The 15,260-nt window shown below is 67.5% G+C and carries 12 protein-coding genes; 8 read left to right on the forward strand and 4 right to left on the reverse strand.

The window, feature by feature from the left end:
- Positions 1-79: 79 nt before the first annotated feature.
- The 4 genes from AC3WOB_RS05615 to AC3WOB_RS05630 all read left to right on the forward strand — a co-directional run bounded on the left by AC3WOB_RS05615 (position 80) and on the right by AC3WOB_RS05630 (position 6,676).
- Positions 80-2,545 carry a TonB-dependent siderophore receptor gene (locus AC3WOB_RS05615; RefSeq protein WP_492274445.1) on the forward strand — a complete coding sequence of 822 codons (2,466 nt, stop codon included), beginning with the start codon at positions 80-82 and terminating at the stop codon, positions 2,543-2,545.
- Between the two features lie 91 nt (positions 2,546-2,636).
- Positions 2,637-3,155, forward strand: coding sequence for a sigma-70 family RNA polymerase sigma factor (locus AC3WOB_RS05620; protein ID WP_492274446.1), 519 nt, complete (start codon positions 2,637-2,639; stop codon positions 3,153-3,155).
- On the forward strand, positions 3,152-4,114 hold the full coding sequence (locus tag AC3WOB_RS05625) for a FecR domain-containing protein (RefSeq protein ID WP_492274447.1): 963 nt from the start codon (positions 3,152-3,154) through the stop codon (positions 4,112-4,114). Before AC3WOB_RS05620 ends, AC3WOB_RS05625 begins: the two co-directional genes overlap by 4 nt.
- Positions 4,115-4,210: 96 nt before the next feature.
- Positions 4,211-6,676, forward strand: a complete 2,466-nt coding sequence (locus tag AC3WOB_RS05630; protein WP_492274448.1) for a TonB-dependent siderophore receptor — start codon at positions 4,211-4,213, stop codon at positions 6,674-6,676.
- Between the two features lie 15 nt (positions 6,677-6,691).
- On the opposite strand, the gene AC3WOB_RS05635 is transcribed toward AC3WOB_RS05630, so the two are convergent.
- From AC3WOB_RS05635 to AC3WOB_RS05645, 3 genes are all read right to left on the reverse strand, one after another.
- A complete protein-coding gene (locus AC3WOB_RS05635; RefSeq protein WP_492274449.1) occupies positions 6,692-7,588 on the reverse strand; it encodes a GntR family transcriptional regulator in 897 nt (298 codons plus the stop codon).
- Positions 7,585-10,218: an aconitate hydratase AcnA gene (gene acnA, locus AC3WOB_RS05640; RefSeq protein ID WP_492274450.1), complete on the reverse strand. Its 2,634-nt coding sequence runs from the start codon at positions 10,216-10,218 to the stop codon at positions 7,585-7,587. Before acnA ends, AC3WOB_RS05635 begins: the two co-directional genes overlap by 4 nt.
- A 99-nt stretch (positions 10,219-10,317) precedes the next feature.
- Entirely contained in the window at positions 10,318-10,914 is a 597-nt protein-coding gene (locus AC3WOB_RS05645; RefSeq protein WP_492274451.1) for a TetR/AcrR family transcriptional regulator, read from the reverse strand.
- A 137-nt stretch (positions 10,915-11,051) separates the two neighbouring features.
- Between AC3WOB_RS05645 and AC3WOB_RS05650 the strand changes: the two genes are divergently transcribed.
- The 3 genes from AC3WOB_RS05650 (at position 11,052) to AC3WOB_RS05660 (ending at position 13,779) form a co-directional block, all read left to right on the forward strand.
- On the forward strand, positions 11,052-12,107 hold the full coding sequence (locus AC3WOB_RS05650) for a sugar phosphate isomerase/epimerase family protein (RefSeq protein WP_492274452.1): 1,056 nt from the start codon (positions 11,052-11,054) through the stop codon (positions 12,105-12,107).
- A gap of 29 nt (positions 12,108-12,136) precedes the next feature.
- Positions 12,137-13,009 (forward strand): alpha/beta fold hydrolase, encoded by an 873-nt coding sequence (locus AC3WOB_RS05655; protein ID WP_492274453.1) that lies wholly within the window; start codon positions 12,137-12,139, stop codon positions 13,007-13,009.
- Positions 13,010-13,089: 80 nt separating this feature from the next.
- Complete coding sequence (locus AC3WOB_RS05660; RefSeq protein ID WP_492274454.1) at positions 13,090-13,779, forward strand: HAD family hydrolase; 690 nt, start codon at positions 13,090-13,092, stop codon at positions 13,777-13,779.
- Between the two features lie 28 nt (positions 13,780-13,807).
- Here AC3WOB_RS05660 and AC3WOB_RS05665 read toward each other — a convergent pair whose 3' ends face one another.
- Positions 13,808-14,581, reverse strand: a complete 774-nt coding sequence (locus AC3WOB_RS05665; protein ID WP_492274455.1) for an SDR family oxidoreductase — start codon at positions 14,579-14,581, stop codon at positions 13,808-13,810.
- Between the two features lie 152 nt (positions 14,582-14,733).
- Here AC3WOB_RS05665 and AC3WOB_RS05670 point away from each other — a divergent pair, with 152 nt between their 5' ends.
- On the forward strand, positions 14,734-15,252 hold the full coding sequence (locus AC3WOB_RS05670) for an MgtC/SapB family protein (RefSeq protein WP_013395922.1): 519 nt from the start codon (positions 14,734-14,736) through the stop codon (positions 15,250-15,252).
- The last annotated feature ends 8 nt before the right edge of the window (positions 15,253-15,260 follow it).

The raw sequence follows: 15,260 nt of genomic DNA on the forward strand, positions 1-15,260 counted from the left end.
TTCCGATCTCGCGCTTCATGTAAAGAATGCAGCCGGTCTTCAGGCTGCGCCGATTCTTCATGAGCCAGGGAACCCATTCATGTCTTCTCGTCTAGTCCGCGCCGCGGCCCTCGTCCGCCTTCCCTTGCCGCGCACGGCCTTGAGCGCCGCGCTGCGCTGCGCCCTGCCTGGCGTGATGGCCGTCGCCTTGTGGCCGGCGGCCGCGTTTGCCCAGACGCCGGCGTCCGGACAGCGCGTCGTTGCCTTCAGTATCGAAGCAGGCCCGCTAGGCGCGGCGCTGGGCGCGTTCGGCGTGCAGGCCGGCGTCATGGTGGCGTCCGATCCCGCGTTGACGGCGGGCGCGGCAACGGGAGGCGTGACGGGTTCCTATGCTGTCGACACGGCGCTGCAACGTCTGCTGGCCGGCACCGGGCTGGAAGCCGTGGCCCGCCCCGAGGGCGGCTACCGCCTGCGACCAGCGGCGGCGGCGGGGGCGGCCGCGACCTTGGCGCCGGTCACGGTGACAGGCAGCTACGCCACCACCACGGATGGCACGGGCTCCTACACTTCGCCGGCCGTCACCATCGGCAAGACGGCGCAGGCCCTGAAAGACATTCCGCAATCCATCACCGTGCTGACCCGGCAGCGCATGGATGACCAGGACATGGTCAGCCTGCCGGACGCGGTGAACAACACCACCGGCATGGTGGGCGTGCAGGGCGTGGGATCCGGTGTAGCGATCAACGCCCGCGGCTTCCCCGTGGACCTGCTGCAATATGACGGCGTGTCCTTGCTGCGCAACAGCTACAGTCTGGGCAACTGGGAGCAGGACTCGCTGGTGTTCTACGACCGCGTGGAAATCCTGCGCGGCGCCGCCGGCCTGCTGCAGGGCGCGGGCAGCCCGGGCGGTGCGATCAACCTGGTGCGCAAGCGCGGCGGGGCGGAGCCTGCGGTGGTGGTAACGGCCAAGGCCGGCTCCTGGGATCACTACGGCCTGCAGTTGGACGCGGGCAGTCCCTTGAACGAATCGGGCACCTTGCGCGGCCGCGTGGTGCTGGATGAAGATCAAAGCCATTCCTACATCGACTATGTGTGGGAAAAGACGCGCAACCTGTACGCCGCGCTGGACTATGACATTAGCGATGACACCACGGTGGGCATCGGGATCAGCAACCGCTACAGCCGCTCGCGGCCGATGTTCGTGGGCTATCCCCGCTACGCGGACGGAGGCGATATCGACCTGCCGCGTTCGACCTTTACGGGTTCGACCTGGAACCGGGCGAAGAACGACCAGACCATTTTTTACGCCGACCTGGCGCACCGCTTCAACGACGCATGGCGCTTCAAGATGGTCGGCGTCGCCATGAATGAAAAGAACACGACCGTGCATCAGCGCGTCGCGGATGCCGTGCAGCCGGACGGCAGCGGGCTGTCCTATGGCGATTTCGGCGTGGACTTCCACAGCAAGCAGCGCGGGCTGGACATGTCGGTCAGCGGCGACTTCACCGCCCTGGGGATGAAGCAAGAGGTCGTGGTCGGCGCCAACTATTCCAAGCTGACCACGCAGGACCGATTCACGCGCGTCTGGCAGGACGGCGGCAATATCTTCGATATCGACCACCATCGTCCGTGGCAGGACATCGACACCATTGCCCAGGCCAGCGGCTATGACTCGCGCAGCGCCTACGACATCCGCCAGAAGGGCATTTACGGCACCTGGCGCGTCAAGCCCACTGAATCCCTGGCGCTGATCGGCGGCGGGCGCATCGGCTGGTACGACTACACCTATAGCGGCGGCGGCAGCGCCACCACGTCCAGCACCTCGGGACGTTTCATTCCCTACGCCGGCCTGGTGTATTCGCTGAGCGACAACTGGTCGGCCTATGCCAGCTACACAACGGTGTTCGAACCGCAGACCGAGCGCAGCGTAGCGGGCAGCCTGCTCAAGCCCATCGAGGGCAACAACTACGAAATCGGCGTCAAGGGCGAACTCGCGGACGGCCGCGTCAATACGCTGTTGGCGCTGTTCCGCTACGACCACAAGAACCGCGCGGTCAACGACTACGACGCCGGCTTTGCGTGCGATGGCTGGTATTGCTCGCGCGCGGCGGGCAAGGTGCGCAGTCAGGGCCTGGAGGCCGAGGTCTCGGGCGAAGTGGTCAAGGGCCTGGAGCTGTACGCCGGCTACACCTACAACACCACCAAGTATCTGGACGACCCCGACAACCAGGGCAAGGTCTTCAATACCTGGACGCCCAAGCACATGCTGCGCCTGTGGGCCAACTACAGGCTGCCGGGTTCCTTGAACCGCCTGAGCGTGGGCGCCGGCGTCAACACGCAGACGCATACGATCAGTTCGGACCGCAAGTTCACCATGGCCGGATTCTCGATCTGGAATGCGCGGCTGGGTTATCAGGCCACGCCGGAACTGAGCATCGGGCTGAACCTCAACAATGTGTTCGACAAGAAGTACTACGTGCCTTCGTACAACACGCTCAGCAGCAACAATTACTACGGCGAGCCCCGCAACGTGATGCTGACGCTGCGCTACGCGCCCAAGCTGTAGGCGGCCATGGCGCCCGAGGTGGGCGAGGCCGGGCGCGTACATACGATAGAATATGAATGGTTCCTATTTACATTCTATTGCCAGGTGCGCCTTGCCCACGCCCGATTCCCCGCCCGCCGATCCCGTCGCGAAGCTCTATCGTGACCATCACGGCTGGCTGTCGGTCTGGCTGCGCAAGAAGCTGGGCAATTCCTTCGACGCGGCGGATCTGGCCCACGATACCTTCGTGCGCTTGATGGCCGGGCGGCGCCGGACGGAAGCAGGCGCCGAGCCGCGCGCGCTGCTGACTCATATCGCGAAGGGACTGGTGGTGGATCACTGGCGCCGCCACGCGCTGGAAGAGGCTTATCTGGCCGCCGTCGCGCAACTGCCCGAGCAGGAAGCGCCTTCGCCGGAGGCCCGCGCCTTGATCCTGGAGACCCTGGGCGCCATCGACGCCGCGCTGCGCAAGCTATCCGCCAAAACCCGCGAGATCTTCCTGCTGTCGCAATTCGAGGGCATGGGCTATGACGCGATCGCGCAGGGCCTGGGCGTGTCGCTATCCACCGTCAAGCGGCATATGCAGGCGGCGCTGACCGCTTGCCTGATCGCCAGTCAGACCGACCTGTGATCGATCCCGCCATCCTGAAGGAAGCGGCCGGCTGGCTGGTGCGCTTTCAATCCGAGACCTTGTCGCCGTCGGACCGCGAGGCGTTCGACCGCTGGCGCGCACGCAGCGCTGCGCATGCCGCCGCCTGGCAGCGGGCCGAGGACATGTTGCGCGGCTTCGGGCAGGTCCCGCCGAGGATTGCCGGAGATACCTTGCGGCGGCTGGATCGTCCGGGACGCCGGCAGGCGCTGCGGGCGCTGGCCGGCCTGCTGGTGCTGGGGCCTGCGGCCTGGCTGGGCGGACGCGAGCTGCCCTGGCGGGAATGGAGCGCGGATGCGCGCACCGCGACCGGCGAGCAGCGCCGCATGGAACTGGCCGACGGCACGCAGCTGGTGCTCAACACCGCCAGCGCGGTGGACATCGACTACACCGCGCAACAGCGCACGCTATGGCTGCGGGCAGGCGAAATCCTGCTGACCACGGGCCGCGATGCGCCGCAGCTGCAGCGGCCCTTTGTGGTCCAGACCGCGCAGGGAGCAATCCGTGCGCTGGGCACGCGCTTCATGGTGCGCGACGAAGGGAGCGTTGTGCGCGTGGCGGTGTTCGAGGGAGCGGTGGAGATCCGGCCCATGTCGGCAGGAGGCAGCGCCACGGTGCTGCCGGCCGGACAGCAGACCGTCTTCAATGGGCGCGAGGTACAGCCCCAGGCGGCGGTGGACGCGACGGCGGCGTCCTGGGAGCAGGGCATGCTGGCCGCGCGCAACTGGCGGCTGGCGGACCTGGTGGATGAACTGGGGCGGTATCGGCGGGGCGTGCTGCGCTGCGATCCGGCGGTGGCGGGGCTGCGGGTGTCGGGGGCTTTTCCCTTGAACGACATCGATGCCAGCTTGCGGCTGCTGGAAAAAACCCTGCCCGTGAGGGTGAGCCGGATCACGCCGTACTGGACGACGGTTGCTCCGCGCGCCGGCGTTACAAACTAATCGCGAATGGGCTGACACTTTTTTCTGCTTCGTCCGGTGTACCGGGTGAACCGGCGCGTACCGCGCGCCACCCCGACCCTTACGAAGGATAGCTTCATGGTTTCCCGCAACTCCCGTTCGCCACGCCCGGCTCGTGGAACAACCGTTTTGCCGCCCCTGGCGGCGGTGGCCCGGGCCGTCGGCATGGGACTGGCGCTGTTGGCCGCGGCGGGGGCGGCGGCGCCTGCCACGGCCGCCGAAGCCGTCAGCGTCGCGGCGCGTAAATCCTACGCGATTCCGGCGGGACCCCTGGGCGACGCGCTGGCCCAGTTCGCCGCGGCTGCGGGGGTGCCGCTGTCGTTCGATCCGGCGCTGGTGTCGGGGCTGCGCAGCAACGGGCTAGACGGCGCCTATACCGTGAAGGAAGGCTTCTCCCGTTTGCTGTCGGGGTCGGGCTATGCCTTGTCGGAGCAGGGCGGCGGCGCCTATTCCCTGCGCAAGCTGTCTTCGGGACAGGATGAATCGGCGACCGTGCTGCCGACGGTCACCGTCGCCGGCGCCAGCGCGACCCCGTTCGCCTTGCCAGCCGAATACGAGGGCGGCCAGGTAGCCAGGGGCGGACGCCTGGGCCTGCTGGGCAATCGCGACGTGATGGACACGCCGTTCAACGTCACCAGCTACACCTCGGAGCTGTTGGCGAACCGCCAGGCGGTAACCTTGGCCGACGCGCTGAACGTTGAACCTTCGGTGCGCTTCACCGGCCAGATCGGCGGCGTGACCGATTCGTTCTACATCCGCGGCTTTCCCATCGGCGAAGGCAATCTGGGCGAGATCGCCTTTGACGGGGTCTACGGCGTGGCGCCCAACTATCACGTCTTCACCGATTACATCGAACGGGTCGAAGTGCTGAAAGGGCCGGCGGCGCTGCTGTACGGCATGTCGCCCAATAGCGGCGTGGGCGGGGTGATCAACATGGTGCCCAAGCGGGCGCTGCCGGAGGACCTGAGCCGCGTGTCCGCCGACTATGTGGGCGATTCGCAATTCGGCGCGCGCGCGGACCTGAGCCGCCGCTTCGGCAAGGATGGCGAATGGGGCGTGCGCATCAACGGCATGCACCGCCAGGGCGATACGCCGCTGGACAACCTGTATTCGCGCACCGACATCGGCGCCTTGTCGCTGGACTACCAGGGCGAACGGCTGCGCGCCTCGCTGGACCTGCTGACGCAGAATGAGAAGATCGACGCGCCCACGCGGCCTTTCCTGGTGGCCGCCGGCATAGACGTGCCGCATGCGGCGGACGGACGGCGCAACGCCACCCAGCCCTGGGGCTGGTGGAAGTCCGATGGCCAATCGGCGCTGCTGCGCGTCGAGTACGACATCAGCGACCGCCTGACGGTTTTTGCCGACGCTGGCGGCTCGGACACCGATGTTTCGCGCCTGTCGGACCAGACGCCCACCATCGTCAACGCGGCCGGCGATACGGTGGTCACGCCAAACAACTTCCGGTTCGAGGTCAACCGCAGCACCTACAACGCGGGGCTGCGCGCCAAGCTGGATACGGGCCCGGTGCGCCACGCCATCAGCTTCATGGGCAGTCTGTACAGCGACCGGAACAAGCAGGCCAGCGTGTTGGGCACGCCGCTCACGTCCAACATCTATCATCCGATCACGCGCCCGGAGCAATACATTCCAGCGCCTGCCTATGTGCCAAAGATTTCGTCATCGGACCTTTCCGGCCTGGCGCTGGCCGATACGCTCAGCATCCTGGACGAGCGCGCGCAGCTGACCCTGGGCGTGCGCCAGCAGCGCATCGAATCGCGCAACTTCAACGCCACGACCGGCGCGCGCACCGTCAGCTATGACGAGAGCGCGACCACGCCGCTGGCGGGCATCGTGGTCAAGCCCTGGAGCAATGTCTCGCTGTACGCCAACTACATCGAAGGCCTGAGCAAGGGCGATGTGGCGCCGGCCACCGCGTCCAACGCGGGCCAGGTGTTCAAGCCCTATAAGGCCAGGCAAAAAGAGGTGGGAGTGAAGGTGGACCTGGACGGCGCCATGCTGACCCTGAGCGCCTTCGAGATCACCAAGCCCAGCGGCCAGCTGACCAACGGCGTGTACGGCGCCGACAGCGAGCAGCGCAACCGCGGTCTGGAACTGAACCTGGCCGGCGAACCATGGCGCGGCCTGCGCCTGCTGGGCGGGGTGACCTTGCTGGACGCGGAACTGACGCGCGCCGGCAATAGCGCCGTGGTGGGCAACCGGCCCGTGGGCGTACCCAAGGTGTCGCTCAACCTGGGCGCGGAATGGGATACGCCATGGGTCGCGGGCCTGACCTTGACCGGCAGCATGATGCACACCGGCAGCGAGTACATCAATCAGGCCAACACGCAGTCGGTGCCTTCGTGGACCACGTTCGATCTGGGCGCGCGCTATGCCGCCAAGGTCTACGGCAAGGACATCACGCTGCGGGCGAATGTGGTCAACGTCTTCAACCGCGCCTATTGGTCGGGCGTGGCGTCGTACGGCACGATTTCCCAGGGCGTGCCGCGCACGCTGATGCTGTCGGCGTCGATGGACTTCTGAGCGGAACTTGCCGGCCTAGGACGCCAGGATGCCGCTGATGCGGGCCAGGTTGTCCAGCGTGCTGCGCAGATGGCTGGCCAGTTCCGCTGAGGCCTCTTCGTTGCGCTCGCGTTCCAGCAGGTCGAGGATGGCCAGGTGCTGATCGCAATGTTGCTGGTAGCGGCTGCGGTCCTGCATGGAGCGGTAGGACAGCAGCCGGCGCACGCGGTTGACGCGCTTGATGGCGTCGATGAAGAAGGGATTGCCCGAGGCTTCCACCAGCGATTCATGAAAGCGCACGCCGCGCTCATGCAACTGGTCCGCGGTGTCGGTGGCGATGCCGCCGTCCAGCAGGTGCTTTTCAGCGGCGCGGCAGCGCGCCAGCACTTGTTTATCGATGCGAAAGCCCGGTTCCAGCAGCGCCGCCGGCTCCAGCGCCAGGCGCAGGCGGTAGGACTGCAGCAGGCTGTCGGGCGTGGTCATCATGGACGAAAACTCCCAGCCATAGCCCGGTCTGCGCTCGGCCCAGCCTTCCTGCGCGATGCGGCCTAGCAGGGCCTGCGTCTGCGCCGCCGTCAGGCCATAGCGCGCGCGCAGCAGCGCCTCGCTGCACTGCATGGGCAGCGCGCCGCGCAGCAGCTCGTCGGCCAGCTTGAAGTAGCTGTGCGTGACGATGTCGTCCACGGCGGGCGGCGCCAGGTCCTCATGCGCTTGCGCCAGCGTCGCGTGATCCTGCGCCAGAAAATAGCCGCGGTTGGGCTTGCGCGAAACGACGCCGCGTTGCTCCAGGATGTCCAGCGCGTCGTTGACGGGCGAGCGCGACAGCCGCAGCCGGTCGGCGAGCTTCTGCGCGGTCAGGTGCGCACCCGCGGGCAGGCGGTCTTCCTGGATCAGGGCCAGGATTTTCGCGGCGGTATTGGTTTGGGCGCTCATGCGTGGCGGGCGGCGGAATGGATGGTGTCCGAGAGGATAGCGGGAATGACGCCGCCCATGCGCAGCAGCCTGACTTCCAGCCGGGTCTCGACCGCTGCCGTGGCCTGTAGCGTTTCGACGGCGCCGCCTGCGCGCAGGATGCGCACCGCCACGGCCATGCGCGGCGCCAGCGCGACGGCCTGGGCGTCGATCTCGATCCGGTCGCCGGGCCGGACCCGCAGCGTGGCCGGCGTGACGCCCGCAGGCAGGCGCAAGGGCAGGATGCCCATGCCTATCAGGTTGGAGCGATGGATGCGTTCGAAGCTGACCGCCAGCACCGCGCGGATGCCCAACAGCCGCTGGCCCTTGGCGGCCCAGTCGCGTGAGGAGCCCGTGCCGTAGCGTTCGCCCGCCACCAGGACCACGGGTTGGCCGGCCCGGGCATAGCGGCCAGCGGCCTCCCAGATCGGCTCCACCCGGCCGCTGGGCGCGTGCAGCGTGTGGCCCACCGGCGCGCCGGGGCAAAGCAGATTGACCAGGCTCTTGCTGTAGAAGGCCGCGCGCAGCATCACCTGCCAGTTGCCGCGCCGCGAGGCGAATACGTTCAGGTCGTTGCGGTCGTCGCCGCGTTCGACCAGGAAGTCGGCGATCGGGCTGTCCGGCGGTATGGCGCTGGCGGGCGACAGATGATCGGTGGTCACATCGTCGCCCAGCACCAGCAGCGGATGCGCCGTGTAGCGGCCCAGTTGGCCGGCCTCGTCGACGCTGGCGAAGGGCGGGCGGCGCAGGGCGGTGGAGGCCGGGTCCCAGGGAAAACGCGCCGAGTCCGGCGATTGCAGGGCCTGCCATGCCGGGTTGGCGCTGGCGATCTGGAAGGCGTGGCGGTAATCCGCCGGTTGCTGACCGGCGGCCAGCGCGGCGTCGATGTCGGCGTCGTTGGGCCAAAGTTCGCGCAGATGGATGGCGCGGCCATCGGGTCCAGTTTGCACGGGTTCGCGGCTCAGGTCGCGTTCGGCATCGCCGGCCAACGCGAACGCGATGACTAGCGCTGGCGACATCAGGAAGCCCAGGTCCAGGTCCGGATGGATGCGGCCGGCGAAGTTGCGGTTGCCGGACAGCACCGCCACGGGATGGACCGAGCCGGCCGCCATGGCCTCGCGCACGGCTTCAGGCAGGGGGCCGGAATTGCCGATGCAGGTAGTACAGCCGTAACCCACGATGTCGAAGCCCACGGCGGCCAGATCGTCCAGCAGCCCGGCGCGCGCGAGGTATGCGGCGGCCGCGGGCGAACCCGGGGCCAGCGAGGTCTTCACCCAGGCGGGTACGCGCAGGCCGGCTTGGCGCGCCTTGCGGGCCAGCAGGCCGGCGGCGGTCAACAGGCGTGGATCGGAGGTGTTGGTGCAGCTCGTGATGGCTGCGATCGCGATGGCGTGGCGGGGCAGGCCGCCAGCGGCGGCCGAGGGCGTGAAGGCCAGTTCCTCCAGGATCGCCCTGGTGTGGCCGTAGGGATGCAGGTCTTGCGGCCGCTTGGGGCCCGCCACATGCATCTGCACGCGGTCCAGCGCGATGTCGACGACGCGGGTGTAGCGCGGTTCGGCGGCGGGGTCGTAACCGATGCCGGCGTGTTCGGCGTAGGCCTGGATCTGCGCGATCAGCGCCTCGGGCCGGCCTGTCTGGCGCAGGTACGCCAGCGTTTGCGTGTCTATCGGGAAGTAGCCCGTGGTGGCGCCGTACTCGGGCGCCATATTGGCGACCACGCAGCGGCTGCCGGCCGGCAGCGTGGCCACGCCCGGCCCGTAGAACTCGACGAATTCCCCGGATACCCCGATTGCGCGCAGGCGCTGGGTCACGGTCAGTGCCAGGTCGGTGGCGCTGACTCCCGGCGCCAGCGCGCCGCTCAGGCGCACGCCGATGACATCGGGAATGCGCAGTAGTGTGGGCAGGCCGAACATCACGGTCTGCGCTTCCAGGCCGCCCACGCCCCAGCCCAGCACGCCGATGCCGTTGACCATGGGCGTGTGGCTGTCGGTGCCTATCATCATGTCCGGATGCAGGGCGATGGCGTCGCCGTCTTCCCGCGCGCAGACCACGGTGGCCAGTTGCTCCAGGTTGATGGTGTGCATGATGCCCGTGCCCGGTGGATGGATACGCACGTTGGACAGGGCCTTGGAGGCCCAGCGCAGGAAGCGGTAGCGTTCGGCGTTGCGGCGCAGTTCCAGGTCCAGGTTCAACGACGCCGCATCGGCGCGCGCATAGGACTGCACCGCCAGCGAATGATCCACCGACACGTCCACGGGCAGCACGGGATTCAGCGTGGAAGGATCCACGCCGGCTTCGGCCAGGGCATCTCGCATGGCGGCGATGTCCACCAGCGCCGGGGTGCTGGTGGTGTCGTGCATCAGCACGCGCCCGGGCTGGAAAGCGATCTCGGCCTCGCTGGTGCCGTGCGCCAGCCATTCGAACAGCGCCGCGGTAGCGGCGTCACGTTCCGTGCCTTGCATGTTGCGCAGCGCATTCTCCAGCAGCAGCCGCAGCACCACCGGCAGGCGAAAGTACTCGGCGCCGTACATGCCGGGCAGGTCCAGGCAAGTATGGCGGGCGCCGTTCAGGGTGAAGCGGGCATGGCGGGGCGTGGCGGTGATGGTGTCCATAGCCGCCATTTTGCATATTGAATTATCAAAATGCAATTAAAGAGAATGGGGGACGATTTGACCGATGTCCCCGGAGAGGCTGGCGCCCCAGGGCCAGGGCTAGCGCAAGACGGCGTCCAGCGCGCTCAGGGCAGGCGGGATCATGGCCAGGAGACGGGCCCGGCCGACGCCGTCCCGTGCTTGCACCGACAGGCCGTGCAGCACCACGGCGTAGTAGTCGCCCAAGGCCTGTACATCGGTGCCGGGCTTGAGTTCGCCCGCCTGCAATGCGGCCTCGAGGCGGTCGATGATGGACTGCGTGCGCGCCTTGCGATGGCTGGTGAGCCACGCCATGACGGCTTCGTTTTCCGCGGCGTAATTGGTGGCGGCCGACACCACCATGCAGCCTTGCGGACGGCCGCGTCGGGTGTAGGTGCCTACCGCGTCGGCCAGCAGTTTGGCGATGGCGTCGCGCACGCCTTCGGTGTCTTCCAGCGCCTTCTCGGCGAAGGCGCCGTCGCCTGCCTCGTAGCGCGCCACGGCTTCGCGGAACAAGTCCTGCTTGGAGCCGAAGGCGGCGTAGAGGCGCGCCGAAGCCAGTCCCGTCGCCGCCACCAGGTCCGCCATCGACGTGCCCTCGTAGCCTTGCTTCCAGAACGCAAGCATCGCTTGCTGAAGCGCCAGGTCGCGGTCGAATTCTCTGGGTCTGCCTGCCATGACGGTCTCGTTGAAATGAACTGAGGCGCAGTGTAACGCCGCGCCTGCGCGGCTATGTGCGCGGAGCCGGCGCTTGCAGTCGTACCTGTTCATCGTCTATTCTTTGTCGTTCGACAAACAATTAGGTTTAAAAAATCATGCAAACGATCAAAGGCCCCAGCCTGCACCTGGCCCAGTTCAGCGACGCCGTCGCTCCCTTCAACAGCCTGCCCGCCATCGCCGAATGGGCGGCGGGCGTGGGCTTCAAGGCCCTGCAGATTCCGGCCTGGGACCAACGCTTCTTCGACGCCGCGACGGCGGCCGCCAGCCAGGACTATTGCGATGACATCAAGGGCACGCTGGCCGAACATGGCCTGGTGGTCAGCGAGCTGACCAGCCACATCTATGGCCAGTCGCTGGCGGTCCATCCCGCCTACGACGCCATGGTCGACAACTTCGCGCCGCCCGAGGCTCGCGGCAATCCGCAAGCCCGGACGGCTTGGGCGCGGCAAGGCCTGCTGGACACGGCGCGCGCATCGCGCAGGTTGGGGCTGACCGAGATGGGCACGTTTTCGGGTTCGCTGGCCTGGCCCTACCTGTTCCCGTTTCCGCAGCGTCCGGAAGGCCTGATCGAAGCGGCGTTTGATGAACTCGCCAAGCGCTGGCTCCCGGTCCTGGACGAGTGCGAAGAGCAGGGCGTGAACCTGTGCTTCGAGATCCATCCCAGCGAAGACCTGCACGACGGCATTTCGTTCGAGATGTTCCGTGAGCGCGTGGGCGGCCATGCGCGTTGCGCCATCCTGTTCGACCCCAGCCACTTCGTGCTGCAGCAGCTGAATTATCTGGAGTACCTGGACATCTACAAGGATCACATCCGCATGTTCCATGTGAAGGATGCCGAATTCAATCCGACCGGCCGGCAGGGCATCTATGGCGGATACCAGTCCTGGATAAATCGGGCCGGCCGCTTCCGCTCGCTGGGCGACGGGCAGGTGGACTTCAAGGCGATCTTTTCGAAGCTGGCGCAATACGACTACCAGGGATGGGCCACGCTGGAATGGGAGTGCTGCCTGAAGGACCAGGAGACCGGCGCGCGCGAAGGCGTGGAGTTCATCAACCGCCACATCATCCCGGTCACGTCCAAGGTGTTCGACGACTTCGCTGGCGCGGCCATCGACAAGCAACAGATCAACGCCCTGCTGGGCATCGCATGAGCGGCCTTGCGCCGCATCGGACAGCAACAATGACACATCAGAATTCTTCCTTCGACGCCTTTGCGCACCAGTACGTTCTGGTCAACGGGCACCGCATCCACTGCGCCACGGCGGGCGCGGGTACGCCGGTGCTGCTGATTCCGGGCTGGCCCCAGACCTGGTACACGTGGCGTCACGTCATGGCGGCGCTGGCGCAGACAGGCTACATGGCGATTGCGGTGGATCCGCCCGGGACAGGCGATTCCGACCGTCCTGCATCCGGCTATGACACCGGCGCGATCGCCGCCACGCTGCACCAGCTGATGGCGCAGCTGGGCCACGCGCGCTACCAGGTGGTGGGCCACGACATCGGCATGTGGGTGGCTTACGCGCTGGCCAGCGATTTTCCGCAGGCGGTGAGCCGCTTGGCCCTGACTGAGGCCGTCATCCCGGGACTGGCCCCGGCGCCCACCATCTTCGCGCCGCCGCAGGAGAACATCTTCCTGTGGCACTTCATGTTCAATCAGTTGCACGATCTGCCCGAGACGCTGATCGCGGGCAGGGAGAAGGCCTATCTGACCTTCATGTTCGACAAGTGGTCGCATCGCCGCGACCGGGTCGCGGCCGAGGTCTACATCGACGCTTACGCTGCGCCTGGCGGGCTGCGCGGCGGATTCGCCTACTACCGCGCCATCCCGGAGACCATCCGGCAGAACACGCTGCGCGCCAAGCGCATGCTGGAAATGCCTACGCTGGCCATCGGCGCCGAGCATGCGACCCGCGATGCGCCGTTGGTCACCATGCGCGGGAATGCCAGGAACTTGCAGGGGGCGATCATTGCGGATTGCGGCCACTTCGTCACCGAGGAATGCCACGAAGCCTTCCTGGAGCACTTGCTGCCGTTCCTGTCGCCGGAGGGGTGAGCGCGGCGGCGCTTCGACCTGGACGCGGGGAGGCTTGCAGTATGCTTACCCGCTTCATGGACCTTCCCGATGTTGCCGCAATGACTGATTTCCCTTTCGATGCCGTGCTGTTCGACTGCGATGGCGTTCTGGTCGATTCCGAACCCATCACCAGCCGCGTGCTGACCGAGATGCTCAATGAATTGGGCTGGGGCATTACGCATGCGGAAACCATGCAGATCTTCACGGGCAAAGCCGTCAGGGACGAGCTGCCGCTGATCGAGGCCCGCACGGGCGCGACCATCACCCCCGGCTGGTTCGACCAGTTCCGCCTGCGCCGCAATGCCGCGCTGGACCGGGATCTGCTCGAAATTCCGGGCGCGCCGGATGCGGTGCGGGCGCTGCATGCGGCCTTGGACGGCCGCATTGCCGTGGCTTCGGGCGCGGACCGCCGCAAGGTGGAGCTGCAACTGGCCAAGGTCGGCATTGCCGATTGCTTCCGTGAACGCGTCTTCAGCGGCCACGAAATGCCGCGCAGCAAGCCCTATCCGGACGTGTACCTGGCGGCCGCTCTGGCGCTGGGCGTGGACCCCAGGCGCTGCGCCATCGTGGAAGACACGGTGACTGGCGCCACCGCCGGAGTGGCCGCCGGCGCCACCGTGTTCGGCTACAGCCCGGACGCCAACGGCCATAGCGGCGCCGAGGCCTTGCGCGATGTGGGCGTGGCCCACGTGTTCACCGACATGGCCGCACTGCCCGGGCTGCTGGCGGCTTGGCGCCAGGCCGCCTAGTCCGGCCTGCGCGCGCGCCGGACGGGCTTCAGCGCGCGTACTGTTCGCCGCCGTCCAGGTCTATCACCGTGCCGCTCAGGTAGCCGGCGCGCGGCGAGGCGCCGAACACGATCATGTCGGCCACTTCGCCGGGTTCCATCAGGCGTCCGAAGGGCAGGTCCGACAAGGTTTCCTGCCAGCGGCTTTCGTCGCCCCAGCGCGCCTGGGCACGCTGTTTGGCCAGCGTCAGCACCCGGTCGGTGCGGGTGCGCGAGGGGTTCACGCCGAATACGCGCACACCGTGGCGCGGCGCGTCCCCGCCCAGGGCGCGGGTGAAGGCGATGAGCGAGGCATTGCCCGCCGCGCCGCAGATGTAGTCGGCGCGCGGCGCCGAGCCCGCCATGCCGATGATGTTGGCGATGACGCCCGCGCCGGCTTCGCGCATGCGTGGGTAGTAGTGGCGGGCCAGATCGATATAGCCGTGGACTTTCAGTTCCCAGCCGGCGCGCCAGCGTTCGTCCTGAACCTGGTCGAGGGCGCCGCCCGGCACCGCGCCGGCATTGTTCACCAGGATGTCGATATCGCCTGCTTCCTGGCTCAGGCGTTGCGCCGCGCCGGGTAGGGCCAGGTCCAGCGTGACGGCGCGAGCCTGCTTGCCGGTCTGCTCGCGTATGGCCTCGACCGCCGTGCGCAGGGCCGCGTCGTCGCGCGCCACCAGTACCGGTTCGGCGCCTTCGCGGGCGAAGGCCAGCGCGCAAGCCAGGCCTATACCCTTGGATGCGCCCGTGATGAGCACGCGTTTACCGTCTAGCTGCAAATCCATGTAACCCTCCGGTCAGTTCCATCCGCGACCCAGCGCGGCGTCTGCTCGGTTGTAAACCAGTTGTGCCCACATGTGCCAGTGCGTGCGGCGCATGGCGGCGGCCGGGCGGCGCCTGCTATGCTGGTCCGACCATTTCCCACGAGGGGGCGGCGATGACGGAAATCTGGCTGGAAATCTGGTCCACCGTGCGCAGTGAGTTCGCCGACATCCCCGATGTGGGCGAGGCGACCCGCATCGTGCTGCGCCTGAGCGTGGCGATGCTGCTGGGCGGCCTGCTGGGCTATGAGCGCGAGCGCAGCGGCAAGGACGCGGGCCTGCGCACCCACATGCTGGTGGCATTGGGGGCGGCGATCTTCGTGCTGGTGCCGTTGCAGGGCGGCATGCAGGTCGGCGACCTGAGCCGGGTGCTGCAAGGCGTGATCGCCGGCATCGGCTTCCTGGGCGCCGGCGCCATCATCAAGCTCAGCGGCGAGCGCGAGATCCGCGGGCTGACCACCGCGGCCGGCATCTGGATGACGGCCGCGATCGGCGCGGCGGCGGGCATGGGGCGCGAGGCCACCGCCGTGGTCAGCACGCTGATGGCCTTGTTCGTGTTGGCGGTGCTGCGCCGGGTCGAGGCGCGCATTGCCGCCCGGCAGGAGCACGGCGTCATTTCCACCGACGCCAAGTAGCGTCGGAG

Source organism: Achromobacter sp. FW305-C-30-7, assembly GCF_058783105.1.

Coding starts and splice junctions, on each gene's coding strand:
- AC3WOB_RS05615 (WP_492274445.1), top strand. CDS start 80: ATGTCTTCTCGTCTAGTCCGCGCCGCGGCCCTCGTCCGCCTTCCCTTG.
- AC3WOB_RS05630 (WP_492274448.1), top strand. CDS start 4,211: ATGGTTTCCCGCAACTCCCGTTCGCCACGCCCGGCTCGTGGAACAACC.
- AC3WOB_RS05635 (WP_492274449.1), bottom strand. CDS start 7,588: ATGAGCGCCCAAACCAATACCGCCGCGAAAATCCTGGCCCTGATCCAG.
- acnA (WP_492274450.1), bottom strand. CDS start 10,218: ATGGACACCATCACCGCCACGCCCCGCCATGCCCGCTTCACCCTGAAC.
- AC3WOB_RS05645 (WP_492274451.1), bottom strand. CDS start 10,914: ATGGCAGGCAGACCCAGAGAATTCGACCGCGACCTGGCGCTTCAGCAA.
- AC3WOB_RS05650 (WP_492274452.1), top strand. CDS start 11,052: ATGCAAACGATCAAAGGCCCCAGCCTGCACCTGGCCCAGTTCAGCGAC.
- AC3WOB_RS05655 (WP_492274453.1), top strand. CDS start 12,137: ATGACACATCAGAATTCTTCCTTCGACGCCTTTGCGCACCAGTACGTT.
- AC3WOB_RS05660 (WP_492274454.1), top strand. CDS start 13,090: ATGACTGATTTCCCTTTCGATGCCGTGCTGTTCGACTGCGATGGCGTT.
- AC3WOB_RS05665 (WP_492274455.1), bottom strand. CDS start 14,581: ATGGATTTGCAGCTAGACGGTAAACGCGTGCTCATCACGGGCGCATCC.
- AC3WOB_RS05670 (WP_013395922.1), top strand. CDS start 14,734: ATGACGGAAATCTGGCTGGAAATCTGGTCCACCGTGCGCAGTGAGTTC.